The organism is Polynucleobacter sp. JS-JIR-II-b4, assembly GCF_018687815.1.
Lineage (GTDB): Bacteria > Pseudomonadota > Gammaproteobacteria > Burkholderiales > Burkholderiaceae > Polynucleobacter.
Genome location: NZ_CP061306.1, coordinates 462,234 through 486,642 on the forward strand (window position 1 = coordinate 462,234; position 24,409 = coordinate 486,642).

General features: G+C 46.5%; 22 protein-coding genes, 2 tRNA genes and 1 pseudogene. 12 read left to right on the top strand and 13 right to left on the bottom strand.

What is annotated here, in order from left to right; genetic code table 11:
* Positions 1-36: 36 nt before the first annotated feature.
* Positions 37-1,107, bottom strand: coding sequence for an elongation factor P maturation arginine rhamnosyltransferase EarP (gene earP, locus ICV90_RS02385; protein WP_215359398.1), 1,071 nt, complete (start codon positions 1,105-1,107; stop codon positions 37-39).
* Here earP and uvrC point away from each other — a divergent pair.
* The 5 genes from uvrC (at position 1,106) to ICV90_RS02410 (ending at position 4,495) form a co-directional block, all read left to right on the top strand.
* The gene (uvrC, locus tag ICV90_RS02390; RefSeq protein WP_215359400.1) at positions 1,106-3,016 is read left to right on the top strand and encodes an excinuclease ABC subunit UvrC; all 1,911 of its coding nucleotides are present in this window, start codon (positions 1,106-1,108) and stop codon (positions 3,014-3,016) included. The genes earP and uvrC overlap by 2 nt on opposite strands.
* 33 nt (positions 3,017-3,049) lie before the next feature.
* A complete protein-coding gene (pgsA, locus tag ICV90_RS02395) occupies positions 3,050-3,625 on the top strand; it encodes a CDP-diacylglycerol--glycerol-3-phosphate 3-phosphatidyltransferase (protein WP_215359402.1) in 576 nt (191 codons plus the stop codon).
* 116 nt (positions 3,626-3,741) lie between these two features.
* A tRNA-Gly gene (locus ICV90_RS02400) sits at positions 3,742-3,817 on the top strand.
* A gap of 49 nt (positions 3,818-3,866) precedes the next feature.
* A tRNA-Cys gene (locus tag ICV90_RS02405) sits at positions 3,867-3,940 on the top strand.
* A 93-nt stretch (positions 3,941-4,033) separates the two neighbouring features.
* Positions 4,034-4,495 carry a hypothetical protein gene (locus ICV90_RS02410; protein WP_215359404.1) on the top strand — a complete coding sequence of 154 codons (462 nt, stop codon included), beginning with the start codon at positions 4,034-4,036 and terminating at the stop codon, positions 4,493-4,495.
* Positions 4,496-4,563: 68 nt separating this feature from the next.
* Here ICV90_RS02410 and lexA read toward each other — a convergent pair whose 3' ends face one another.
* Complete coding sequence (gene lexA, locus ICV90_RS02415; RefSeq protein ID WP_215359405.1) at positions 4,564-5,283, bottom strand: transcriptional repressor LexA; 720 nt, start codon at positions 5,281-5,283, stop codon at positions 4,564-4,566.
* Between the two features lie 59 nt (positions 5,284-5,342).
* Here lexA and ICV90_RS02420 point away from each other — a divergent pair, with 59 nt between their 5' ends.
* The 6 genes from ICV90_RS02420 (at position 5,343) to dnaB (ending at position 10,553) form a co-directional block, all read left to right on the top strand.
* The gene (locus ICV90_RS02420) at positions 5,343-6,419 is read left to right on the top strand and encodes an asparaginase (RefSeq protein ID WP_215359407.1); all 1,077 of its coding nucleotides are present in this window, start codon (positions 5,343-5,345) and stop codon (positions 6,417-6,419) included.
* Positions 6,420-6,553: 134 nt separating this feature from the next.
* Positions 6,554-6,928, top strand: coding sequence for a 30S ribosomal protein S6 (gene rpsF / locus ICV90_RS02425; protein WP_072583121.1), 375 nt, complete (start codon positions 6,554-6,556; stop codon positions 6,926-6,928).
* Positions 6,929-6,987: 59 nt separating this feature from the next.
* On the top strand, positions 6,988-7,281 hold the full coding sequence (gene priB, locus ICV90_RS02430) for a primosomal replication protein N (protein ID WP_072583120.1): 294 nt from the start codon (positions 6,988-6,990) through the stop codon (positions 7,279-7,281).
* Between the two features lie 13 nt (positions 7,282-7,294).
* Positions 7,295-7,567, top strand: coding sequence for a 30S ribosomal protein S18 (gene rpsR, locus ICV90_RS02435; RefSeq protein WP_011902267.1), 273 nt, complete (start codon positions 7,295-7,297; stop codon positions 7,565-7,567).
* Between the two features lie 13 nt (positions 7,568-7,580).
* Entirely contained in the window at positions 7,581-8,033 is a 453-nt protein-coding gene (gene rplI / locus ICV90_RS02440; protein ID WP_072583119.1) for a 50S ribosomal protein L9, read from the top strand.
* A gap of 69 nt (positions 8,034-8,102) precedes the next feature.
* Positions 8,103-10,553 (top strand): replicative DNA helicase, encoded by a 2,451-nt coding sequence (dnaB, locus tag ICV90_RS02445; protein WP_371743883.1) that lies wholly within the window; start codon positions 8,103-8,105, stop codon positions 10,551-10,553.
* Between the two features lie 94 nt (positions 10,554-10,647).
* On the opposite strand, the gene ICV90_RS02450 is transcribed toward dnaB, so the two are convergent.
* Positions 10,648-10,914: a hypothetical protein gene (locus ICV90_RS02450; RefSeq protein ID WP_215360307.1), complete on the bottom strand. Its 267-nt coding sequence runs from the start codon at positions 10,912-10,914 to the stop codon at positions 10,648-10,650.
* Between the two features lie 191 nt (positions 10,915-11,105).
* On the opposite strand from ICV90_RS02450, the gene ICV90_RS02455 reads away from it, so the two are divergent.
* A complete protein-coding gene (locus tag ICV90_RS02455) occupies positions 11,106-14,348 on the top strand; it encodes an autotransporter outer membrane beta-barrel domain-containing protein (protein WP_215359409.1) in 3,243 nt (1,080 codons plus the stop codon).
* 33 nt (positions 14,349-14,381) lie between these two features.
* On the opposite strand, the pseudogene ICV90_RS02460 reads toward ICV90_RS02455, so the two are convergent.
* The 10 genes and pseudogenes from ICV90_RS02460 to ICV90_RS02505 all read right to left on the bottom strand — a co-directional run.
* Positions 14,382-14,765 (bottom strand): annotated as a pseudogene (locus ICV90_RS02460) (C40 family peptidase); the annotation flags it as partial.
* A gap of 127 nt (positions 14,766-14,892) precedes the next feature.
* Positions 14,893-16,554 (bottom strand): PhoH family protein, encoded by a 1,662-nt coding sequence (locus ICV90_RS02465; RefSeq protein ID WP_215359413.1) that lies wholly within the window; start codon positions 16,552-16,554, stop codon positions 14,893-14,895.
* A 232-nt stretch (positions 16,555-16,786) separates the two neighbouring features.
* A complete protein-coding gene (locus ICV90_RS02470) occupies positions 16,787-17,254 on the bottom strand; it encodes a peroxiredoxin (protein ID WP_215359415.1) in 468 nt (155 codons plus the stop codon).
* A gap of 32 nt (positions 17,255-17,286) precedes the next feature.
* Complete coding sequence (locus ICV90_RS02475) at positions 17,287-18,204, bottom strand: polysaccharide deacetylase family protein (RefSeq protein WP_215359417.1); 918 nt, start codon at positions 18,202-18,204, stop codon at positions 17,287-17,289.
* A gap of 22 nt (positions 18,205-18,226) precedes the next feature.
* Positions 18,227-19,273 carry a bifunctional UDP-4-keto-pentose/UDP-xylose synthase gene (locus ICV90_RS02480; RefSeq protein ID WP_215359419.1) on the bottom strand — a complete coding sequence of 349 codons (1,047 nt, stop codon included), beginning with the start codon at positions 19,271-19,273 and terminating at the stop codon, positions 18,227-18,229.
* A gap of 25 nt (positions 19,274-19,298) precedes the next feature.
* Positions 19,299-20,168, bottom strand: coding sequence for a formyltransferase (locus ICV90_RS02485; protein WP_215359421.1), 870 nt, complete (start codon positions 20,166-20,168; stop codon positions 19,299-19,301).
* The gene (locus tag ICV90_RS02490; protein ID WP_215359423.1) at positions 20,169-21,131 is read right to left on the bottom strand and encodes a glycosyltransferase; all 963 of its coding nucleotides are present in this window, start codon (positions 21,129-21,131) and stop codon (positions 20,169-20,171) included. It abuts the gene before it with no gap.
* A gap of 41 nt (positions 21,132-21,172) precedes the next feature.
* Positions 21,173-22,327, bottom strand: a complete 1,155-nt coding sequence (locus ICV90_RS02495) for a DegT/DnrJ/EryC1/StrS aminotransferase family protein (RefSeq protein ID WP_215359425.1) — start codon at positions 22,325-22,327, stop codon at positions 21,173-21,175.
* An 11-nt stretch (positions 22,328-22,338) separates the two neighbouring features.
* The gene (locus ICV90_RS02500) at positions 22,339-24,021 is read right to left on the bottom strand and encodes a glycosyltransferase family 39 protein (RefSeq protein ID WP_215359427.1); all 1,683 of its coding nucleotides are present in this window, start codon (positions 24,019-24,021) and stop codon (positions 22,339-22,341) included.
* Positions 24,021-24,398, bottom strand: coding sequence for an Mth938-like domain-containing protein (locus ICV90_RS02505; RefSeq protein ID WP_072583107.1), 378 nt, complete (start codon positions 24,396-24,398; stop codon positions 24,021-24,023). Before ICV90_RS02505 ends, ICV90_RS02500 begins: the two co-directional genes overlap by 1 nt.
* Positions 24,399-24,409: the final 11 nt, after the last annotated feature.

The window sequence follows — 24,409 nt, forward strand, 5'->3', positions numbered from 1 at the left end:
AGATTGTAACCGCCCGCAAGCCTTTATTGCTTGGGATTAGGCGACAAAGCGGATTAAACGCGCTGGCAAGCCGCCATCCGCGTGTTTTTCCAGTAAATGGGTGCGCCAGTGCTTGGCATGTGTATTCCAACTGTTTAGGTCCTTAAACCATTCGCTGGGCATTGCCCAGGTCATGGCGGCAATCGTAGCTAGCCTTAACCCTTGGCTAGCCTCCTCCAGGTAGAGGTCCAGAAAAGCCGCTAATTTCACCTCATGGGCACGATCTTCTTGTGGGTAGATATGCCAAATGAATGGTTTTCCCGCAAGCTGAGCACGTACAAAAGAATCTTCTCCCCGCACAATGTTGAAGTCGCATTGCGATAGCACCCAGTCATATTCATCCTGAGATACGAATGGCATCGAGAGCAACTGGATATTGTTGGGCAGAGAGATCGGTTGCTCCCCATAAAGGCTGAGTTGCTCAGCATGACCATGGGCAAGCAAGACATCAACATCTTCACCAAGACGTCCTAAGTCAGCTAGCCATTTTTTGAGAGGAGCGCCGGGGTAGCAAAAGATGCTGATCCGTTTTGCACCAGGACGCAACTTGGACCATGTAGCCTTCAGGTCGCCAGGAATATTTTTTGCCACAAGATGATCTTCTGGTGGGATGGGATCCAGTAATAGCCCACCCACCTCATTCTGAAAGCCGGGAAAGAAAAAATATTTCGGAATGCCGTGTGACTGGGGTGACGCTTTGCCATGAAAATCAATTACCCAGGGCTCTGCGCTCAAGTATTCCAAGTTAATGATGATGGGTTTGATTGGAGCAATGAATAGGCCTGCCAAGTAACGTTCTGGCAATTCACAGCCAAAAGCCTCAATCACAACATCGGGCATTTGTACTGGGTGACGAGCGTTAGCGTAGCTAGCTTCCCATGGCTGGAAATCAATTTTTTGCTTTATGGATGGATCTACTCCTGATGCGAGTAAATTAAGGGTTGGCAGGTCATCGCAAAAAATACGGACCTCTTGCCCATGAATGCTTGATAAGCTTCGGGCTAGACGCCAGCAAACACCGGCATCACCATAGTTATCAACGATTTGGCAGAAAATATCCCAACGCATGAGTAATTCGCTTTTCGAAACCCTTCAGCAGGATGTTAAACGGCTACCCGGATTGCCGGGGGTATATCGCTTTTTTGATGAAGCGGGGCATATTCTGTATGTAGGCAAAGCTCGCAACCTCAAAAAGCGTGTCTCAAGTTATTTTCAGCGTACCCAGTTATCACCACGTATCGAACTGATGGTGGGCAAAATTGCCCGCTATGAGACAACGGTAACACGGACTGAAACTGAAGCTCTTATTCTAGAGAACAATCTCATTAAAGAGTTGGCTCCACCATTTAATATTTTGTTTCGTGATGACAAGTCTTATCCGTATGTCATGTTAACGGGGCACCAGTTCCCAAGATTGGCTTCATATCGCGGTAAGGTGGATAAGCGCAATCATTATTTTGGGCCATTTCCGAATAGTTGGGCAGTGCGCAATAGTGTGCAGATTCTTCAAAAAGTATTCCGCTTAAGAACTTGTGAGGATTCTGTATTTAAGAATCGCAGCCGTCCTTGCCTCTTGCATCAAATTCATCGCTGCAGTGCCCCATGCGTCGGTCGCCTTAGTGTTGAACAGTATGGACAAGATGTTGCTCAAGCTACTCGATTTTTAGAGGGTGATCACAGCCGAGTCTTGTCTGAGCTTGAAAAAGATATGCACAAGCATAGCGAAGCAATGGAGTTTGAGATGGCTGCGGTATTACGCGATCGCATCGCTGACTTATCTAGTGTGTTACAGCAACAGTCGATGGATACCGTTGCTGAGGGTGAGGGTGATGTGGATGTGATTGCAGTAGCGCAAATGGAAGGTATGGTTTGCGTGAACTTAGCAATGATTCGTGGTGGTCGTCATTTGGGTGATAGGGCGTATTTCCCCAAAGGTTTGCGCTCCACTTCCGGTGAGTTGCCATCCCCAGCAGAAATACTAGAAGCCTTCATTACTCAGCATTATTTAGAAGAGCATGCCGATGAGACTGCTGCGAATTTAATTCCACCGGTTCTCGTTCTAAATCATGCCCTGCAATCAGCAAGCGACGACCTTGCTCAGCTTAATGAATCTCCCCCAGAAGATTTACACGAGTTATTAAATGCACAAGCTGGCAGAAAAATTACTTTCTTGCATCAACCTCAAGGTCAAAGACGTCACTGGCTTGGGATGGCGGAGGGAAATGCGAAGATTGCACTTACTAAACGCTTAGTTGAGACGGGTGGGCAGTTAGCTAGGGCACGTGCATTGGCTGATATCTTGAGCCTCGAATTGGAAAGTCTTGAGCAGTTGCGCATCGAATGTTTTGATATTAGCCACACCTCTGGTGAAGCAACCCAAGCATCTTGTGTGGTGTATGCCAAAAACGCAATGCAATCGAGTGAGTATCGACGGTTCAATATTAATGACATCACACCAGGTGATGATTACGCAGCTATGCGCCAGGTCTTGCAGAGACGCTATGCCAATTTTCAAGAGCTGCCTGTTGAAAAGATTCCTCAAGTGATTTTGATTGACGGCGGCAAAGGCCAGGTAGAAATGGCAAGACAAGTTCTTTCTGAATTTGGCATGGACGTTGGATTGATTGTGGGCGTTGCTAAGGGCGAAGGTCGCAAGGTTGGACTGGAAACACTCATTTTTGCAGATGGACGTAAGGCGTTGGAGTTGGGTATTGATAGTGCGGCATTGCTATTGGTAGCCCAAATACGGGATGAGGCGCACCGCTTCGCCATTACTGGTATGCGCGCTAAACGCGCTAAGGCTAGGACTATCTCCCGTCTAGAGGAGATTGAGGGCATTGGTGCCAAGCGTCGTCAAAAGTTGTTGGCTCGTTTTGGTGGCTTAAAGGGTGTCTCCAATGCCAGCATCGAAGAGATCGCCAGTGTTGAAGGCGTCTCCTTAACACTCGCTGAACAAATATATCGTCAGCTTCATTAGGAGCAATGACCGTTCTTGGTTTATGCTTATCCAATGCCTTTCAATCTACCGATCGCCCTAACCTGGTTGCGTGTTGCAGCGATTCCGCTGTTGGTAGCTATTTTTTATCTTCCTAATTCCTGGCTTACTCCGTTTGATAAGAATCTGATTGCAGCAATCATCTTTATCTCTGCCGCTATTACTGATTGGTTAGATGGTTTCTTGGCCCGCCGTTTAAAGCAAGAATCTGCATTTGGTCAGTTCTTGGATCCTGTTGCAGACAAGCTGATTGTTGCTGCCGCTTTATTGGTTTTATTAAACATGGATCGCGTCCAAGTTTGGGTTGCACTCATCATCATTGGTCGTGAAATCACGATCTCCGCCCTGAGAGAGTGGATGGCTTTATTGGGAGCCGGAAAAAGCGTGGCAGTTCATATGGTTGGCAAGCTCAAAACAACTGCTCAACTCGTGGCCATTCCCTTCTTATTGCTCAATGACACCTTATTTGGTTGGTTAAATTGTGCGCAAGTAGGTACCTGGTTAATTTGGATTGCCTCATTTTTAACGCTTTGGTCGATGTTCTATTACATGAAAAAGGCTTTGCCGCAGTTGGCTGGAAAAATCGATTAAGCGTTATAAAGCCCAGCCAGTTAAGCCTCTAGGGGCAATTGGATTCCCTCCATTTTTATGTTTTACAAGGAATAATGCTTTCTTCCCGATTGTTTGTTAAACTACTGCCCTGTTATGCGGGAATAGCTCAGCTGGTAGAGCGATACCTTGCCAAGGTATAGGTCGGGAGTTCGAACCTCCTTTCCCGCTCCAAGTTCGATGGGAAGCCCTCAAAAGCTTCCCATTTTTGATTCAAAAGTATGGCGCGTTGGCCGAGTGGTTAGGCAGGAGCCTGCAAAGCTTCGTACGGGGGTTCGATTCCCTCACGCGCCTCCAGTAATTTGTCTTGACGAATTAGGTGCATCACCTAAAATACTTTTAACTATCGTAAGTAAAAAGCGTCAACTACCTTAATCAAATGCTACACACATGATCACAATTCAAACTTTAAAAGTTAGTGCCCTCGCATTATTTTTAACAGCGCTCTTGGGTGCATGTGCCAGTTCAGGAGATTCTCCTACCGGTACAGCAGAAGAGATTCAGGAAGTGCAATCACAACTTTTGGGTGATATGCCTTTGCCGCAAGGTGCACGTCTGTCTGGTGGCGATTCCATCATTATTGGTCGTGGCAATGAGTGGGTTGGTAGAGCGGTTGTGAATGCACTGCAAGGCGCAACGGATGTCTACGCATTTTTCCAGTCAGAATATCCAAAGGGTGGCTGGACTACTGTTACTGCAGTGAAAGCAAAAACAAGTATTTTGGTTTTCACTAAAGGCGATAGAACTGCTACTGTTGAAATCGTTGATGGATCTCTCGGCGGTCCTAAGTCAGTCATCATCGTGACTTCTTCACCAAAGAATGCAAACGTAGTTGCCCCAACTCGTAAATAAGGTTACTGAGTAAAGTGGTAAATAAAAAAGGCCTCTAACAAGAGGCCTTTTGCTTGGGCGGCTCTAGACTAGAGCCCTTCAGCCCTGATCAAGCCAACTGCCTGGCCTTCAATTGCAAAGTTGGGTTGACGATCATCCACCAAAATGTTTTTGAAGTCTGGGTTCTCTGCTTGGAGTTCGATGACCATACCGCTCGCAGTTTTCTTTTGCTGCCAACGCTTCACAGTCACCTCATCATCAAGGCGAGCAACAACAATGTCACCGTTGCGAACTTCGGTTGTCTTTCTGACGGCTAAATAATCACCATCCAGGATGCCGGCATCGCGCATGCTCATGCCTTTTACTTTTAATAAGTAATCGGCACCTTTACTAAATAAATTGGGGTCAACCGGAACATGCTTTTCAATATGCTCCACTGCCATGATCGGAGATCCGGCGGCAACGCGACCAATCAATGGCAATGTGAGTTGTTGTAAGGCGCCTGACGGTAAAGATAGTTGGCGATATTTATTACTGTTGTGTGATTGATTGAATCTTTGTGGAATGCGAATGCCGCGTGAAGTGCCAGGCGTTAATTCGATATAACCTTTTTTGGCAAGTGCGCGCAAATGTTCTTCGGCGGCGTTGGCAGAAGCAAATCCGAGTTGGTTAGCGATCTCTGCACGAGTTGGCGGCAGGCCACTCTCATCGATGGCTTTAGTAATCAACTCCAAAATCTCATTCTGGCGTGGAGTGAGCTTGGGGAGGGCAGTCAGCTCCTCTGGAAAATCGACTGTGTTTATGTCCATACTGGGATTGTATACAGCAGTATTTGATAGATCAAGCTATTTAAGGGGGATAATGGGGTATGAGCTCTCAACAAAATACTCCTGAAACTTCACCCCATATCTTGGTGTTGGGTATGGGTGGCACGATTGCCGGTTTGGCGCCGAGCCCAGCTGAAAATCCTATGCAATATGAAGCTGGCCAGGTCGAAGTGGCCTCGTTGCTTGCCCATATTCAGTCCGCCGTTCCAGAAGGTATTCGCTTAGTTTCAAGGCAGGTTGCCAATATCAATAGCCGCAACCTGACAGAATCTTTATTGACCTTACTGGGCGAGACTGTAAGAGAGGCCCTTGCTAATTCCTTGGTCAAAGGAGTAGTGGTCACTCACGGAACTGACACGATTGAAGAAACGGGTGTCTTTTTGCAGTTGACTTGTGGCAAATATGCTCAAAATTTAGGCAAAAGAGTCATCTTGACTGGCGCTATGTTGCCGTCCAATGCCCCTAAGGCGGATGGCCCATCGAACTTGCTAGATGCCATTCGTTGGGCATCTACCCCGATAGATAACTGCCCGGGTGGCGTTTATGCGGTCATGGATGGCAGAGGCTGTTTGGCTATGGATCTGGCAAAACGCCATGGTAGCGCCCTCAATGCACCCATCCAAGCCTCTCCTAGTAGCTCAGTTGGGTTGATTAATCCATCTTGGCTGTCAGGTGTTAAGGCGGTTCAGGCCCTTTGGAGTGAAGATTTGCCCATTCCCAAAGAGGGTGAGTGGCCTTGGGTAGAGATATTGACTAGCCATGCTGGCGCTCGCTCAGAAACGATTACCCATTGGCTGAACTCCAAAGTAAAGGGCTTGGTCCTTGCGGGCTCTGGCATGGGAGGCTTTCATGATGCCTGGAGGGATTCTCTGGGTGCAGCGGTAAAGCATGGAATTGCCTTGGTCAGAACCACCAGAACCGGCGCGGGTGAAACCTTGCCCGATTTGCCTGAAAAGGACATTGGCGGTTGTTTAGCATCAGGCAGCCTTACTGCTCCTAGGGCAAGAATTGCACTCCAGCTAGCGCTGAATGCCGAAAAACAGTCTCAAATAGCTGGTAAATCCCTGACTTGGCAGGATTTTTTTGCTAGAATAGCGGTCTTACCTGTAATCCGGTAAGTGCTGAAAAGCAGCTGTAAAAGTGTTGTAAGCAGTACCTACAATTTGTTACTACCTTGTCACACTGGCGCTGAGTTCACAACCATCAGAACTTAGCAAGACGCCCAGGTGACTTAATCCTTAAGGAGTGTTAGATGCGTCATTATGAAATCGTCTTTATCGTCCATCCGGACCAAAGCGAGCAAGTGCCAGCGATGATCGATCGTTACAAAGCTACATTAGCAGCTGCGGGCGGCAAAATTCATCGTATGGAAGACTGGGGTCGTCGTCAGATGGCTTACATGATCGACAAGCTTGCTAAAGCCCATTACGTTTGCATGAACATTGAGTGCGACCAGAAAACTCTGGAAGAGCTTGAGCATGCGTTCAAATTTAACGATGCTGTTTTGCGTCACCTCATTATCAAGACTAAGAAAGCTGAAACAGAGCCTTCTATCATGATGAAAGAAGTGCAACGTGAAGAAGCGCGTAAATCTGCTCAAGCCGACGCTCCTGTAGCGACAGCCTAAGTTAGAAATTTGAAGAGGAATACACAGACTAGAAAACGTATCAGAGAAGCGGAGCGGCGTTGAATCATTTCACCCTCACTGCAATCTTGGTATCTAAAGACGCGATTCGATTTACACCAGCAGGAATACCGGTGATGCATTGTCAGCTAGAGCATAGCGGCCAAGCAAACGAGGTAGGAGTGGCAAGGAAAATTCAGATGAACGTTGAAGCCATCACAATCGGTCCGATACAAAAGGACTTAGAGCGAATGGATTTAGGAACTGAGGCAGTGTTTGAGGGATTCTTAGCACCCAAGACTCTACGTAATCAAAGACTTGTTTTCCATATTACCCATATTCAATTGAAAAATTAAAGAGGAAATCATCATGGCGTTTGGAAAGAAACCCGATTTCAAAAAGAAACCAGCTCAGAACCCATTGTTCAAGCGTAAGCGTTATTGCCGTTTCACTGTTGCTGGCGTAGAACAGATTGATTACAAAGATGTAGATACATTGAAGGACTTCATTGGCGAGAACGCCAAGATCACTCCTGCTCGTTTGACAGGCACAAAAGCAAAGTATCAGCGTCAATTAGACACTGCTATCAAGCGTGCTCGTTACTTGGCTTTATTGCCATTCTCCGATCAACATAAGAAATAATTGGGAGCCCTCAATGCAAATCATTCTTTTAGAAAAAGTAACTAACCTGGGCAACCTTGGCGACGTAGTTCGCGTTAAAGACGGTTTCGCTCGTAACTTTTTAATCCCACAACGCAAAGCCCGTCGTGCAACTGAAGCAGCGATTGCTGACTTCGCAGTTCGTCGTGCTGAGTTGGAAAAATTGGCTGCTGAGAAATTGGCTGCTGCTGAAGTAGTTGGCGCAAAGCTTAAGGACTTGGTTCTCGAAATCGGTCAAAAAGCGGGTGTTGACGGTCGTTTGTTTGGTTCTGTAACCAACCATGACATCGCTGATGCTTTGAAAGCTAAAGGCTTCACAATTGAGAAGTCTTCAGTTCGTATGCCTACTGGCCCATTGAAAATGGTTGGTGATCACCCTGTAGCGGTTGCTGTTCATACCGACGTAGTTGCAGACATCACTATTCGTGTAGTTGGCGAGCAAGCTTAAGTTTTAGATCTGTAAACTAGCCACATGGCTGAATCCCGTTCACGTTCCGTTACGCTGAATCCCGGCATGATGGGTTCTGGGGATGCAGTCGTGCAGGCTTTAAAAGTCCCGCCGCATTCTGTAGAAGCCGAGCAATCTTTGCTCGGCGGTCTACTGATCGATAACTCTTCTTGGGATAACCTGGGTGGAGTATTAAACGATAAAGATTTCTATCGCCCCGAACATGCTTTGATCTACAAAGCGATTGCCCGTTTGGTTGGCGACAATCATCCCGCTGACGTTATTACCGTTCATGATGCAATTAAATCAGAGCAAGGTGGCGACTTAGTTGGTATTGATTACCTAAATTCATTAGCGCAAAACACTCCCAGTGCAGCGAACATTAAAGGCTATGCTGATATTGTTCGTGACCGCAGTATTTTGCGTCGCTTGATTGAAGTGTCAGACAGCATTGTTAATTCTGCATTCGTTCCTGAGGGACGCACTGTTAGAACGCTGTTGGATGAAGCTGAGTCACGCATTCTTCAGATTGGTGAAGAAGGTAGTCGCAAAGCTGACTATCTTGAGATTGAGCCTTTGCTGAAAGCTGTTGTTGCCCGTATTGATGAGCTCTATAACCGCCAAGGCGGTAGCGACATCACTGGTATTGCAACTGGCTTCATAGATTTAGATAAGCAAACTAGTGGTCTGCAAAAAGGTGACTTAGTGATTGTTGCGGGAAGACCCTCGATGGGTAAGGCGCAACCACTGGATGCAAAAGTGAAAACGGTTGATGGCTGGAAGTTGATGGGTGATCTTAAGTTTGGTGATCGCCTGGCTTCCGTTGATGGCCAGCATTCAATGGTGACTGGCATTTATCCGCAAGGTCTTAAGCAGATATACAAAGTTACCTTTTCCGATGGCCGTCAAGCTGAGTGCTGTGATGAGCATCTCTGGCGGGTGATGTATCGCGATTGGTCCGAGCCACGCGTTATTAATACAACTCGCTTGATGGAAATGTTGCAGTGTGTGCGATATAAAAATAGGCTTTGGATTGAACCAGTAAGTGGAGAATTTGGACATTCAAAAGAACTGCCCATTCATCCTTGGGTTCTTGGTGCTTTGTTAGGTGATGGAACTCTGGCGCTATCTCACAGTAGTGTGATGTTTTCGACTAAATCACCTGAGTTTATAGATCGCATGAATATGCTTGCAGGCTATGAGATGGAGTTGGCTCATGCTAATGCATACGACTGGAGAGTAGTCTCTAAAGCTAGAATCGCAGCCAATGGCGCACGTCAAGCAGTTCCAACGAATTATTTCAGGTCTGCATTGCAGGATTTAGGTGTTCTTGGCTGCAGAAGTTTTGATAAATACATTCCCTCTACTTATCTAGAGGCGAATAAGAATTCTCGTCTTGCATTGTTCCAGGGTTTGATGGATACGGATGGATGGATTGAGAAGTGGGGCTCTATTCGCTTTTGTACAGCAAGCAAACAATTATCTGAAGATGTTGCAACTTTAGCCAGATCTTTGGGTGGTTTTTGCTCAATAGCGCATAAGCAGACAAGCTATACCTACAAGGGTGAAAAGAAGCAAGGTCGCCTAAGTTATGTTTTAAATATGAGTTTTGGCCCTGGTTTTCAAGCTTTTACTCTGCCTGAAAAGACTGAAAGGTTAAGAGCCAACTGGGATCGACAGCGTAGGTTGACCTTTACGAGCATTGAGTCATCCAGAGTGACTGAAGCGCAATGTATTTCAGTTAGCCATCCTCAAAGAACTTACGTAACGAATGATTATGTCGTTACTCACAACACTGCATTTGCCTTAAATATTGCCGAGAACGTTGCCTTAGCAGAAGGTTTGCCTGTTGTTGTGTTCTCCATGGAGATGTCAGGCGAACAATTGGCTGCCCGTTTATTGGGTTCGGTGGGGCGCGTAGACCAAGGTCGTATGCGTACTGGTAAGTTGCAGGACGATGAGTGGCCGCGTGTCACTGATGCCATTGCACGTTTAAGTAATACCCAAATTTTGATTGATGAGACTGGTTCTTTATCCAGCTTAGAGTTGCGCGCACGCGCACGTCGTATCGCCAGAAACTTTGGCGGCACACTTGGCTTGGTGGTGATTGACTACTTACAGTTGATGAGTGGTTCTGGTTCTGAAAACCGCGCAACCGAGATTTCTGAAATCTCACGCTCACTCAAATCACTTGCAAAAGAATTGCAGTGCCCTGTAGTGGCGCTCTCTCAGTTAAACCGTGGTCTTGAGCAACGCCCTAATAAGCGTCCGATCATGTCTGACTTGCGTGAGTCAGGCGCTATTGAGCAAGATGCCGACTTAATTATGTTCATCTATCGTGATGAGGTGTATCACCCTGATACCACTACCGATAAAGGTGTGGCAGAAATCATCATCGGTAAGCAGCGTAACGGTCCAATCGGTACAGTGCGCTTAAGCTGGCAAGGTCCATATACCAAGTTTGATAACTTAGCGATGGGCTCTGTTGGATATTCATCTGGTGGATACGAGCCGTTCTAAATAAAACAATAAACAGATAAAGAAAAAGCCTCACACTGTGAGGCTTTTTTAATGCAGAAAATTTATCGGATCAAAACAGAGGAAATAACTAATCTTATTTACCGCCTTCACATTTCTTAATTGAGGCTGCTTTAGCTGCACCATACAGTGGCTTACCATCTTTGCTAATTGCTTTAGCTTCACAATCGTTCGGCTTGGCATCACCCATGCACTTCTTAATGGAAGCATCTTTAGCTGCGCCATACAGCGGCTTTCCTTCTTTGCTCACTGCCTTGGCTTCACAGGCTGCTTGATCAGCAAAAGCGTAAGTAGGAAGCGCAAAGCTCAGGGCAATACTTAAAGCGATGATGATTTTTTTCATGCTCATTCTCCAGGTGGGTGATTAGGCTCAAGCTTACTTTAGTTCTCAAAACAATTATTGATGATTATGTAAGTTGGAAGTATTAGCCCTAAGGTTAATAGATATTAACTATATGGGTAATTATTATTAACCCTATTAATATCAGTGGCTTAGCCACTTCTTTTATATCTAAATCCGCTAGAGCAAGCCCAATGAAAAGCAAGATTCTGTTTCGCAGCCTATTAAGTTTTGGAGTTACTTACATGCTCCTAGGTTTCTCATCATTCTCGATCGCAGCAGGTAGCTGTGATAACTACACTCCGGATATAAACGGAACTGTAGTGACGTGTACTGGAGTCGGTAGCACATCAGCAGGCGTTATTTCGACCCAGTCAAATACAACAGTGGGCAATAGCGTTACTGTAAACATTAACTCTGGTACTTCATTAATCATCAATGGCTCTACAGTGGGCATTGGTAGTGCAGCCACAGTAGTTAATGATGGAAATTTAAATACCAGTGCATTTTATTTTGGCTATGGTATTTCATCAGGAGTTAACGGAAGATCTCAGGCAGGTGGCAGCAGCATTACTAACAACGGCACTATTTACACGGGTGGTACGAGCGCATCAGGCATTTACATCAGTGCAACTAATGCTGGTTCTGCGGCTAATACGATCATCAATACTGGCTCCATCACAACAGCGGGCTCTGGTGCAAATGGTATTCAGGTTGTTAATGGTGGAGCAATCACTGCCATTAATAACTCGGGAGTAATTTCTGCTCAAGGGGCTAATTCAAATGGAATTCAAGTAACGGGCGCAGCAAATATCACTAACTCAGGAACCATATGCCCATCAACGGTTGTTGGCAGCAATTGCGCTGCAAGTGGCGCGGGTAGTGGCAACGGCATCCAAATTGATAACAATGCCAATGCCAATCGCACTACCATCACCAATACATCATCCGGCTTAATAGGTGCTCCTACAGCAGCAAATTACGCAATCTACAGCGCTCAGCAACCTGGGGTGGATGTATATAACTACGGAAAAATTATTGCTGCAAGTGCTGCCGCTACTGCAATTAATTTTGCTGGCTCGACAACGGGCGGATCTAATAACACTGTTACTTTATATGGCGGCTCTACTTTGTTAGGCGGCATTAGTTTTAATAAGGGCAACACACAAGAAACCCTGAGCTTTAACGGGCTTTCAAATACAAACTTCAGTAATGCCGTAACTGGTCTGAATATCATCAACGCCACTAATAACTCTAACGTAGTGATGAATAGCTCCTCCGGATATGAATTAGTGTCTGGAAAAGTTGCTGTAGATAGTACTTCCAGCTTAGCTATTTCTGGAGTAATTCAGGATCAAACTAGCCCAAGTGCTGCTGCTTCTAGCATTGAGAAAAGTGGGGCTGGAACTTTAGTTTTATCCGGTGCTAATACTTACACGGGTGGCACAGTGTTGAATGCGGGAACCATTGCGGTTGCCAATAATACAGCCCTCGGTACTGGTTCTGTAACGATGGCAGGTGGCACAACCCTGCAAGCAAACTCTTCAGTAAATCTTGCTAATAATGTTGCTTTATCTGGTGCGAGCACTATCAACACCAATGGAAATAACATGGGCCTGTCAGGGAATATGGCGGGATCTGGTGGATTTACAAAAATAGGTGCTGGCACCTTAACCCTCTCCGGTACCAATACCTATAGTGGTGGTACTACCGTTTCAGCAGGCACGTTGGCCGGTAATACCTCAAGTATTCAAGGTAACGTAGTTAACAATGCAATCCTTAATTTCAATCAGTCTGCCAATGGCGCATATGCTGGCGTGATGAGTGGATCAGGTAGTCTGGTTAAAGATGGCTCTGGCACCGTAACAATTTCTAAGGTCAATACTTACACCGGCGATACAAACATTAATGCGGGTAGTCTCATAATAACTGGCTCGACTACATCAAATACTTCTATTGCTGCCAGTGCTAACTTGCAAGGCAGTGGTGTTATTAATGGCAACGTAACTAACTCAGGAACAATTACCCCATCATTTAACGGTACTGCAACCAACCTGACAGTTAACGGAAACTACGTTGGTAATAATGCTGCCTTTGTTGGTGGTGTATACGCTCCAGTTGCTTCACCTGTTGCAGATACCTTGACTGTAACTGGCAACACCACAGGTTCTACTGGACTCACTATTACTGATAAGGGTGGTCTCGGTAATCGCACAACTGGCAATGGTATTCCGGTAGTGATTGTGAATGGAGCTTCCGCATCCAATGCATTTGCATTAACTCAGCGTGTTGCAGCTGGTGCCTATGAATACCAGTTATACAAAGGTGGTACATCTGGAGTGGGAAATTCTTGGTACCTGTTTACTCAAGCACCAGCTCCAGCATCCACACCTGGCTCTGGCGGCTCAACGCCAGCTCCTGTTACTCCAGCCGTTCCTGCAGCCCCAGTCATCACTCCAGCGGCTGGTGAGCGTATCGAGGTTGCTGTTTATCCAGCCGTACCTTCATTAGTGCAGTTGTATGCGCAGACAGCCGTAGATACACTAGATCAACGCCGTGGAGATCTTAATTTGGTTGATCCGCAGGGTGGCGCCAAGAAGAGCTCTAACGATTGGGCTCGTATTATTGGTAAGGCAGGCACATCAACTCCATCTTCAGCGAATGATGGCCCGAAGATGAGCTTTAATGCTTATGCTTTGCAGTTGGGTGTAGACGTGTATCAGAATGAAGAGCAGAGTGGATCAAGATCATATGTCGGCCCTTATGTAACGATTGGTAGCGCTAATGCCAATACCTCTAGTCAGACTGGTGGGATCTCTACCGGTAGCATTAATGGCATGCAGGCCTACTCTCTAGGCTTATACGGGACCCACTTTGCTGCTAATGGCCTGTATGTTGATGCTCTTGCACAAGGTACTCGCTACCTCAATGCGGGGGCCAGTTCTGCACAAGGTGCGCAGCTCAGAACACAAGGATCTGGCTTTACTGGATCCCTTGAGGGTGGCGGTCGCTGGAACTTCGATAAGTTCTTAATTTCTCCGCAAGCTCAAATCGTGTATGACGCCATTGGCATGAATAATGCTACTGATGCCTACGGTCAAGTGAACTTTAATAAAAGTGAGATGACTCGTGGCCGTTTAGGTTTATTAGCTGGTCATAAGGATGTTGTTGGTAGCACTCCCATCTTTGCGTATTTGCGTGCCAGCTATTGGAGTATCTTTAATGCAGGCACCAGCACGACTATGGCTTCGCTCTATGGTGTTAATCCGATCACTTTTCAGTCGCAAGCAAACTCACGCTGGATGACTGTAGATGCTGAATTAAATGCACGCATCACAAAAGACACTAATCTGTTTCTGAACTTAGCTGTTGATAACTCCTTAGTGGGAACTTATCAGGCTTACTCCGGAAGAATTGGTCTGCAGACTCGTTTCTAAAGCAGACCTGATATAACCCTTGCGCGATTACTGAGGTACTACGCGACGTGCTTCAGTAAACTTTGCCGCCCAATAGGGTGAAGTGATGTAATCGAGACGCACCGTTCCGCCTGCACTCGGGGCATGCACAAATCTGCCTTGCCCCACATAGATTCCAGCATGAGAATATTTCTCACCAGTGGTATTGAAGAATACTAAATCACCTGGTGCGGGAGGTTGCCCTTCAATGCTTCTACCTTTGGTGCTCATTAATTGAATAGTGCGCGGTAGTTTTACCCCGGCCGCTTTGTTATAGACATACATAATCAGCCCACTGCAATCAAAACCACCTTTTGGGGTATTGCCACCATATCGATAGGGCACGTCCACTAAGCCTACGGCTGCAATGGAGATATCTTCAGTGCCAACACTAGTATCTTGTTTGAATTGAGAAACTTTTGAAGAGGATCCTGATTTACCGCTGAATGTGCTGCATCCGCTTAGGATGAGTAAGCTACAAATAAAAATGCCGCACCCAAGAAGAGTGCGGCATGAGAGGGATTGCTTAGAGTGCGTCAGCAGCATGATCCGCAAGGCGTGAGCGCTCACCGCGAGCCAATGTCACATGACCGCCGTGACGCCAGCCTTTGAAGCGATCCACCACATAAGTTAAACCAGAGGAGCCTTCTGTTAGGTAAGGCGTATCAATCTGAGCGATATTACCCAAGCAAATGATTTTGGTTCCAGGACCTGCACGGGTTACCAAAGTCTTCATTTGTTTAGGGGTTAAGTTTTGCGCCTCATCAATGATGACAAACTTGCTGACAAAAGTTCTGCCGCGCATGAAGTTCATGCTCTTTACTTTAATACGGGAGCGAATCAACTCTTGGGTTGCAGCGCGACCCCATTCACCGGGACCGCCATCTTCGTTGCGCTGTAATACCTCGAGATTGTCGTCAAATGCACCCATCCAAGGTTGCATCTTTTCTTCTTCGGTACCAGGTAGGAAGCCAATATCTTCGCCTACAGGCACTGTGGCACGAGTAATGATGATTTCGTTATAGCGTTTGCTATCGAGAACCTGCTCAAGTCCGGCAGCCAATGCTAACAAGGTTTTACCAGTTCCTGCCTGACCCAATAAAGTCACAAAATCCACATCCGGATTCATGAGCAGATTCATGGCAAAGTTCTGCTCTCGGTTGCGTGCAGTAACACTCCAAACATTGTTCTTTTGGTGCGAGAAGTCTCTTAAAGTTTGCAGGAGAGCAGTCTTGCCATTAATTTCTCTAACCTGTGCGTAGAAAGGCGTGGAGCCATCAGGATTTTCTTGATAGACAAACTGATTGACCAGCATGCTTTGTACGGATGGCCCGGTAACTCGATAAAACATCGTGCCGGATTTAGAATCAGCCCAGCTTTCCATATCCTTGCCATGTTTAGGCCAGAAGTCTGCATTCAGTTGCATGACTCCGGCATACATCAAGTCACGATCTTCTAAAACTTGGTCATTGAAATAGTCTTCAGCCGGTAAGCCAAGTGCGCGGGCTTTGATGCGCATATTGATATCTTTCGATACCAACACTACTTCTTGCCCTTTGCGAGTTTTTTGCAGCTCACTGACTACTGCCAAAATCATGTTGTCGCCCTTACCTTCGGGCAAGCCCTCCGGTAATGCTTGTGTGGAGAATTTAGTTTGGAAGAAGAGGCGACCGGTGACATCTTGGTTGCCTAACTTATTCAGTGGAATGCCTTCATCTAATGTGCCACTTGTTCCGGCAATCAGTTGATCCAATGATCTACTAACTGTACGAGCATTGCGGGCTACCTCGGTCATACCTTTTTTGTGATTGTCCAGCTCTTCAAGAGTGGTCATTGGCAGATAGAGATCGTGCTCGGAGAAACGGAATAGCGAGCTTGGATCATGCATCAATACGTTGGTATCGAGAACAAATAAGCTCGGCGGTCCAGTACGAATTACACGTTTAGGTTTTGCGGGTGTAGGTGCTTTACTTTCGTTTCGTGCGCTCGAAGTGGGGCGATGATCCGCTTTGATCTTTTCAAGAGCTACTTCTGCAGCAGATAAATCTTCCTCTGCGTCATTAGTCCAATCAACGGCTTCCACTACCACTGGTTTTGCTTGAGCAGGGCGTTTCTTTAAGTCGGGAGTATCTTTGCGACTGAGTTTGACTTGATCAGCAATTTGAGTGGGGATTGGGGGCAGTGGCATGGACTCTCCTAAAAGAAAAAACCGCCAAGCGGATTGCATTGACGGTTTATTACGAAACTGGTTGTATTAAGGTCTGAAAAACGGAGGGGGTTGCTCCCCGTACCTGATCTGAGATATTCAGGTTTCTGATTCAAACGGATTGTCAGACTTTCCCGTCGTTTACGGTGCATATGAATCACTTTACCCCAAATTTTGGGGTTTGCAAGCACCTCAGATCAAATTGTTGTAAAAATTATTTAGTGGCTTGAGCAGCTTGTAATACCTCTGTCACATGACCCGGAACCTTCAGGCCGCGCCACTCTTTTGCGAGTTTGCCGGCGGAGTCAAATAGGAAGGTGCTGCGCTCGACGCCACGGACTTGTTTGCCATACATATTCTTCATCTTCATAACGCCAAAGATCTGGCAAAGCTTTTCTTCCGTGTCAGCAACTAGCTCAAACGGGAGTTCTAGTTTGCTCCGGAAATTGTCATGTGACTTGAGGCTATCTCGGGATACACCTACCACCAGAGTATTGGCTTTAGTGAATGCTTCAATGTTGTCTCTAAATTCTCCGGACTCAGCTGTGCAGCCTGGGGTCATATCTTTAGGGTAGAAGTAGAGGACCAGCTTTTTACCTTTTGCAGACGCAGGTGAAAACATTAATCCAGAAGTTGCTGGAATCGCGCACTGTGGCATAGGTTGACCGATGGCTACTGTCATGATGATCCTTTGTTGGTTATTGTCTCTGAGGTCTAGTTATTTTGAATGATTAAGTCGCCGCTGCGATTGGGTATTTCACCCCAGGTCAGCGGTAGTACAGCTATTTTATCGAGTTGCTTGGTGGCTTCCCAGGATTTGTGAAGCTCACCCATGGTGACGAGGTCGTGGCCTTGATTTAGCCATCCAGCTAGGAGTTGCTCGAACGCAGGCAATAGCTTTTGTCCCTCTAGTTCAGCATGGAGCGTGAAGACTTGGTCATTTGGATTGCTTTGGGTGATCTCTAATAACTTTTTGACTACGCCAAATTCATCTGCGCCATCGATGCCAATAAGTTCATCAAAGGTCGGGAGTGTTGTTGGGTACTGAACATGCTTCGCTTTTCCTGAAGGCAGTGCAAGGCGATAAGGCATGAGATTGGGTTCAGCTCTACCGTCAGAGGAGTAAGCAATGCCCCATTGATCGAGTTGCTCAAAGGCGGCATCGTTCATTTGCCAACCAGCAGCACCATAAGTTACTGGCGCATGCCCAAAGATTTCTACAAAACGATCCCAACTTTTTTGCATCATCGTTTTTGTCCAAGGTGCATCTTGATTACGAACTGCGTCTTGCCAGGCAACGTGATCCCAAGTATGAATACCTGTTTCATGACCTGCTTTGTCAATTGCACGCATTTCTGCTGCAGCTTTCTTGCCAATATCGGGGCCCGGAAGAAGCACTCCGTACAAGAGCGTCTTAATGCCGTAGTGCTCAACGACTGAAGTACGACTGACTTTCTTTAGAAAGCCCGGACGAAAGACGCGCTTTAAGGCCCAGCCGGTATGGTCAGGACCAAGGCTAAATAAGAAGGTGGCTTTAAGACCAAAACGCTCTAGAGTACGAGCAAGATTGGGTACGCCTTCTTTAGTCCCGCGTAAGGTATCAACATCAACCTTGAGAGCAATCTTAGCCATGTACCTTTGAATTTACTTTCGCTTATTCTTTGTCTACTAAAGTGCGGGCTTTTTCTACATCTTCGCGATAGGCTTCAAAAATATTCTTGAGCGCATCAGACATCGTAGTAGTTGGTTTCCAGCCTAGTTCGCTCATCGTGTTATCAATTGCTGGAACACGATTTTGAACGTCTTGATAGCCTTCGCCATAGTAAGCGCCAGAAGTAGTTTCTACAATCTTCACTTCATTCGCATTCTTTGCATACTCAGGAATGCTGCGAGCGATTTCCAACATCTGATTAGCAAGTTCGCGAATAGAGTGATTGTTCTTTGGGTTGCCGATGTTGTAGATTTTGCCGTTGGCAACACCATCTTTGTTGTCGATGATGCGCATTAAAGCATCGATGCCATCGTCAATATAAGTAAAGGCGCGTTTCTGGGCGCCACCGTCAACAACGTTAATGGATTCACCACGAACGATGTGACCTAAGAACTGAGTCACAACGCGGGAAGAGCCTTCTTTTGGTGTGTAGATGCTATCTAAGCCAGGGCCAATCCAGTTAAATGGGCGGAAGAGGGTAAAGCGTAAGCCTTCCATGCCATAGCCCCAGATCACACGGTCCATCAATTGTTTAGAACAGGCGTAGATCCAGCGTGGCTTGTTGATTGGGCCATAAACCATATTGGATTTAGCGGGATCAAATTCGCCATCCTCACACATTCCATACACTTCAGAAGTTGATGGGAATACCAAATGCTTTTTGTACTTAACGGCAGAGCGCACGATTGGGAGATTGGCTTCGAAGTCAAGCTCAAATACTTTGAGTGGCTGTTGAACATAGGTTGCCGGAGTTGCAATGGCCACTAAGGGCAAGATGACATCGCATTTGCGAATGTGATATTCGACCCACTCTTTATTGATCGTGATGTCACCTTCAAAGAAGTGCATGCGCGGATGATTAACTAAGTCACCAAGACGATCGTTTTGCATATCCATGCCGTAGACATCCCAGTCTGTTGTCTCAAGAATGCGCTTGGAAAGGTGGTGACCAATAAAACCGTTAACACCAAGAATGAGTACTTTTTTCATCTCTACTGCCTCGTTTTAATCTAATTTATTTGCTTGCTGGAAACCATTCCAATACTTCAACTACTTGATGGTCGCCACAAATGCCGAATACCCGATTATCAACCACTTGGATGCCGCAAACCCCAAGATTGAGCTTGCTCGGAAATGGACCGTTTAAGCTGGTACGGGCCACAATCATGGCCTTCCCCTCGTGAACAGTAAAGGCGCCTGGATAAGGGGGTGCAACAGCCCTAACCAGGTCATGGACCTGTTTGGCGGTCTGATTCCAGTGAATTTGGCCATCTGCAGGCTTTCTACCGCCAAAATAGCTCCCTTTTTGGAGCTGATTTGCCTTGCGGGGAACAGTTCCCATTAAAAGGCTTGGCAAGACTTGATCGATTACGCTGACGGCAGCCTGACTGACCTTGCCAAATACATCCGTAGCGGTTTCATCTGGGCCGATGCTGACGGCTGCTTGCCCAACAATATCTCCCGCATCCGGTTTTGCTTCCATAACGTGTAAAGTTGCGCCGGTCTCTGTTTCGCCATGCAGGATGGCCCAATTCACTGGCGCACGCCCACGATATTTTGGGAGTAGTGAGCCATGCATATTAAGTGCGGCAATTTTGGCGCAAGCCAAAATCTGTTCCGGAATCATGAAGCGATAGTAGAAAGAAAAAATATAGTCAGGCGCTAAAGCTTGAAGCTTGGGAACTAAATCTATTAATTCATTAGCGCTTGGAGTGATGCAAGAAATATTTTTTTCTTGACAGAGTTTTGCAACGCTCCCAAACCAAACATTCTCATTAGGGTCATCTTGATGAGTTACTACTAGATCGACTTTTATACCCGCATTGAGAAGTGCTTTGAGGCAGTTGACGCCAACATCATGATAGGCAAAGACGACTGCGTGCAATTATTTTTTCTCTAAAACGGTTTGCACCACATAGCGTGGACGTTTGCGGATTTGCTGGTAGATGCGGCCAATGTATTCACCTAAAAGTCCGAGCCCAAAGAGCATCACACCAATTAGGAAGAAGGTCAGGGCGAAGAGGGTAAATACACCCTCAACCTCAGCGCCTAGAACGAAGCGGCGAACTAGCAGGTAGGCAAACAAGCTGCCAGCAGCAAGGGAGAGAAGCATGCCCAGTATTGAGAAAATCTGCAGCGGCATGACAGAGAACCCAGTGACTAAGTCAAAATTTAAACGAATGAGTTGATACAAGCTGTATTTGGACTCACCCGCAAAACGCTCTTCGTGTTTGACGGTAATTTCAACTGGATTTGCGGAGAAGGTATAAGCCAGTGCCGGGATAAAGGTATTGCTTTCATCACATTGGCGGACTAAGTCAACAATGCGACGGCTATATCCACGCAACATACAACCTTGATCAGTCATCGTGATGCGCGTAATATTTTCACGCAAGCGATTCATAGCCCGTGAAGCAAATTTTCTAAAGAAGCTATCCCGACGATCGGCGCGAATAGTGCCCACGTAATCATGACCTTTTAATAACTGCTCAGTCAATGCATCAATTTCTTCAGGAGGATTTTGTAGGTCTGCATCCAAAGTAATGATGTGTTCACCTTTGGTGTATTCAAATCCAGCCATGATGGCCATATGTTGGCCAAAGTTACTGTGAAATAAAACTGCACGAGTTACATCAGGACGTAACTCCACTTGCTTGGAAAGAATGCCGGCAGAACGATCTTTGCTGCCGTCATTCACAAATACGATCTCGTAGGTGACCTTGCGTTTGGCAGCCAGGGCATCCAATGCCGGATAAAGGCGATCAAATAGAGCCTGAAGACCATCTTCCTCGTTGTAAACGGGAATAACAATGCTGAGTGTTGGGTTGGCAACTAAATTTGCAGTCATGCTGCAATTTTGCCTGATTCTTTGGGTTTAACCCAGGAACGCTAGTTTTTGCGGTATTTCTGCAGAATTCCGACCAATCCACTGGCTATACGGCCAATATCTTCATCTGCCATTGCCGGAAATAAGGGGAGAGTCAGAATGGATCGACCAATGCGTTCGGCTATCGGAGTGTCTGAAGTTTTGTAGCCCTGGTTTTTATAGAGAGTGAACCCAGTGATTGCGGGGTAATGAACGCCAGTGCCAATACCCAGGTCTTTTAACTCGGTCATCACTTGGGCGCGATTAGTGTTGAGCTGCTCAAGTGGCAGAACAACTTGAAACATATGCCAGTTACTATCAGTGAAATTTTCTACTGGAAGTTCTAAATGTAGGCTTTCCAATCCAGCTGATTTCAATTTCGCACGAAGTACATCAAAGTATTGGCGCGCGAGTTCAGCGCGACGTGTTTGATAAGAGGGAAGTTGCTTGAGCTGTTCAAGGCCGATAGCTGCATTCACATCGGTCAAGTTATCTTTGCCACCCAATACGTCTACATCCATGCCATCCATGCCTTGACGAGTTAATCCTTGGAGGCGGAATTTCTCAGCCAGTTTTGCTTCATCGAAATTATTGAGAACAAGGCAGCCACCCTCAACAGTGGTGAGGTTCTTGTTGGCCTGGAAGCTAAAGCTCACCAGGTCACCAAAGCTACCAATCTTCTTGCCTTGCCACTGTGAGCCAAAAGCCTGGGCTGCATCCTCAATCACGCGAAGTTTGTATTGTTTGGCTAATGCGTAGAGCTGATTCATATCAACGGGCAGACCTGCCAAATAGACAGGCATGATCGCGCGCGCCTTAGGTGTGATTGCGGCAGCAACTTTATTGAGATCAATATTGCGTGTAACGGGATCGATATCCACAAATACTGGTTTTGCACCAACACCCAAAATCACATTAGAAGTTGCCACCCAAGAAATTGGGGTGGTGATGACTTCGTCACCATTGCCAATGCCAGCAACTTGTAGGGCGATTTTCATGGTTGCGGTGCCATTGGCAAAACAGCGTACCGGACGACCGCCAAAGTATTGGCTTAAAGCAGCTTCAAACTCGGCCAATTTCGGTCCAGATGTCACCCATCCTGAACGCAATACCTCTGAAACAGCATCAATGGTTTCTTGATTGAAGCTAGGGCGTGTGAAGGGGATGAAGTTTGACATGGTGTCCTATATTACTGCGAGATATCTGGGTGCTTGACAATGACCCTGCGTGAATCACGATCGACTTCCTGCATTGGGAAGCCCTGAGTCTTAAGCGCATCAAACTGCTCTGGAACCATGATGGCGTAAGCCGTTTGATCTTCTTGCCAGCGGGTAATAAAGGCGTCTAATGTCGGCATCCAAAGTTCTGGCTCTTGATGAACCCCAAACTCAAGCTCATCGGGTGATTCAACCATGATCATCGTTCTGCTTAAATAGAAAGGCACGGTGTGATCTAAAAGACGCACTGAATAAAAGTTCACTTTTTCTGGAATAGAGGCTTTGACTCGCTCTACTAGATCGATACCAGAAACTGCGCGACCCAATGTCTCGTGACCTGTTCCCGCGATGATCGCACAGAGAAAGAACCCACAAGCAAAACTGACAATACTTTGAATACCATTGCGCTTGCTTTGCCATGCAGCGTAAGCGCTAAAACTGACAAGTGCTACTATTGCAGCAATCACCCAATAGGTATATTGCGCATAAGCTTCAATCTCATCAGGTCTTGCTTGTTTACCGATGGCGTCTAAAAAGAAAAATCCAATACACCCTAAAATTGCAAAGCAAAGTGTCTGTAATTTCCATGGCAATGCCATGGTGTTGGTGTGACCAAGTAAGCGATCTAAACGATTGCCAATAATTAAAGCGAGCGCTGGGAAAATGGGGATGATGTAACCCGGTAGCTTGGAGTGCGATACGCTAAAGAATGCAAAGATCACGGCAAACCAGCAAACTAATAACCAGCCTGCTGAGAACTCACGACGGCGCTCGCTCCATGCTTGTGCAATGGCCCCGGGGACCTGTAGAAACCAGGGGAGTAAGCCAATCAGGAGTAACGGTACAAAGTAGTAAATCGGGCCAGTTCTGCTGTGATCATCTTGTGTGAAGCGCTGCAGATGTTCGTGAATAAAGAAGAACTCTAGAAACTCGGGATTGCGTTGCGCAACCAATACAAACCAAGGGGCAGTGATAGCTAAGAAAAAAATAGTTCCGCTAAATAAACGTAAGCGCGCCCAGATTTTCCAGTCCCATGTACTGATGGAATAAGCAATAAAAACCATTGCAGGAATCGCTGCACCAATAACGCCTTTGGATAGCGTTGCTAGCGCCATAAAAATCCAGCAAGCCCACATCCAGTTGCGACAATTAATTTTGTTATGAGAAGTTTGTGCAAGCAAGAGACTACATAGGGCTCCCACTAAAAATGAGGACAAACCCATGTCGAGCGAATTGAGGTGACCACTGATAATCCACATTGGGCTCGATGCCAATACAACAGCAGCCAACCATCCTGCTCTCGGGTTGAAGATGCGCGCACCAGTAAAGCCGACCAAAAGAATAGTTAGGAAACCCGTTAGCGCTGTCCAAAGGCGCGCTTGCCAATCGCCAATACCAAATGCCTGAAATGCGGCGGCAGTTGCCCAAGCCTGAAGAGGGGGTTTTTCAAAATACTTGTAACCGTTGTAACGCGGAGTAATCCAATCACCGGTAAACAGCATTTCTCGGGCTATTTCTGCATAGCGGCCTTCATCGGATGGGATGAGGTGGCGGTAATTGAGGGTGCCAAACCAAAGCAAGCCGTAAATAATGACCAGCAGCAAAATCTTTCCTGGGTGCAGGGCTGATGACTGCCGAATTTGGCCAAATTGCATTAAGTAGGTTCCACAATCAGGGCAAGCACGACCTGACGACCCTCGCCGACTAGGATGTTGTAGGTGCGGCAGGCGGCTTGAGAATCCATGATTTCAAAGCCAATTTTGGCCTCAATCAAGGATTTAAGGAGTTCTGGCTTGGGAAAGCGCTGACGGCTACCGGTCCCGATGAGGATTAATTCTGGTTTTAAATCAACCATTTGCGCGAAATGACTGGCTTCTAAGCTATCAAATGTTTGCGCAGACCAGTTAGAGATGGCGCCGTCCGAGCTGAGTAGGACTGCATGGTCGTAAGGGATCTTATTGATCTCTACGTAGCCATCGCCATAGCCAGTGATCGTATTCGCTCCGGAATGGGGGTCAGATTGAAGCTTCAAGTGGACTCTCT

Excerpts from the sequence above, each read along its gene's own strand:
- ICV90_RS02480 (WP_215359419.1), bottom strand. The coding sequence starts at position 19,273 with ATGAAAAAAGTACTCATTCTTGGTGTTAACGGTTTTATTGGTCACCAC.
- pgsA (WP_215359402.1), top strand. The coding sequence starts at position 3,050 with ATGCCTTTCAATCTACCGATCGCCCTAACCTGGTTGCGTGTTGCAGCG.
- earP (WP_215359398.1), bottom strand. The coding sequence starts at position 1,107 with ATGCGTTGGGATATTTTCTGCCAAATCGTTGATAACTATGGTGATGCC.
- dnaB (WP_371743883.1), top strand. The coding sequence starts at position 8,103 with ATGGGTTCTGGGGATGCAGTCGTGCAGGCTTTAAAAGTCCCGCCGCAT.
- rpsF (WP_072583121.1), top strand. The coding sequence starts at position 6,554 with ATGCGTCATTATGAAATCGTCTTTATCGTCCATCCGGACCAAAGCGAG.
- uvrC (WP_215359400.1), top strand. The coding sequence starts at position 1,106 with ATGAGTAATTCGCTTTTCGAAACCCTTCAGCAGGATGTTAAACGGCTA.
- ICV90_RS02470 (WP_215359415.1), bottom strand. The coding sequence starts at position 17,254 with ATGACAGTAGCCATCGGTCAACCTATGCCACAGTGCGCGATTCCAGCA.
- ICV90_RS02420 (WP_215359407.1), top strand. The coding sequence starts at position 5,343 with ATGAGCTCTCAACAAAATACTCCTGAAACTTCACCCCATATCTTGGTG.
- ICV90_RS02490 (WP_215359423.1), bottom strand. The coding sequence starts at position 21,131 with ATGACTGCAAATTTAGTTGCCAACCCAACACTCAGCATTGTTATTCCC.
- ICV90_RS02410 (WP_215359404.1), top strand. The coding sequence starts at position 4,034 with ATGATCACAATTCAAACTTTAAAAGTTAGTGCCCTCGCATTATTTTTA.
- ICV90_RS02455 (WP_215359409.1), top strand. The coding sequence starts at position 11,106 with ATGAAAAGCAAGATTCTGTTTCGCAGCCTATTAAGTTTTGGAGTTACT.
- rpsR (WP_011902267.1), top strand. The coding sequence starts at position 7,295 with ATGGCGTTTGGAAAGAAACCCGATTTCAAAAAGAAACCAGCTCAGAAC.
- ICV90_RS02450 (WP_215360307.1), bottom strand. The coding sequence starts at position 10,914 with ATGAAAAAAATCATCATCGCTTTAAGTATTGCCCTGAGCTTTGCGCTT.
- lexA (WP_215359405.1), bottom strand. The coding sequence starts at position 5,283 with ATGGACATAAACACAGTCGATTTTCCAGAGGAGCTGACTGCCCTCCCC.
- ICV90_RS02465 (WP_215359413.1), bottom strand. The coding sequence starts at position 16,554 with ATGCCACTGCCCCCAATCCCCACTCAAATTGCTGATCAAGTCAAACTC.
- ICV90_RS02500 (WP_215359427.1), bottom strand. The coding sequence starts at position 24,021 with ATGCAATTTGGCCAAATTCGGCAGTCATCAGCCCTGCACCCAGGAAAG.
- rplI (WP_072583119.1), top strand. The coding sequence starts at position 7,581 with ATGCAAATCATTCTTTTAGAAAAAGTAACTAACCTGGGCAACCTTGGC.
- ICV90_RS02495 (WP_215359425.1), bottom strand. The coding sequence starts at position 22,327 with ATGTCAAACTTCATCCCCTTCACACGCCCTAGCTTCAATCAAGAAACC.
- ICV90_RS02475 (WP_215359417.1), bottom strand. The coding sequence starts at position 18,204 with ATGGCTAAGATTGCTCTCAAGGTTGATGTTGATACCTTACGCGGGACT.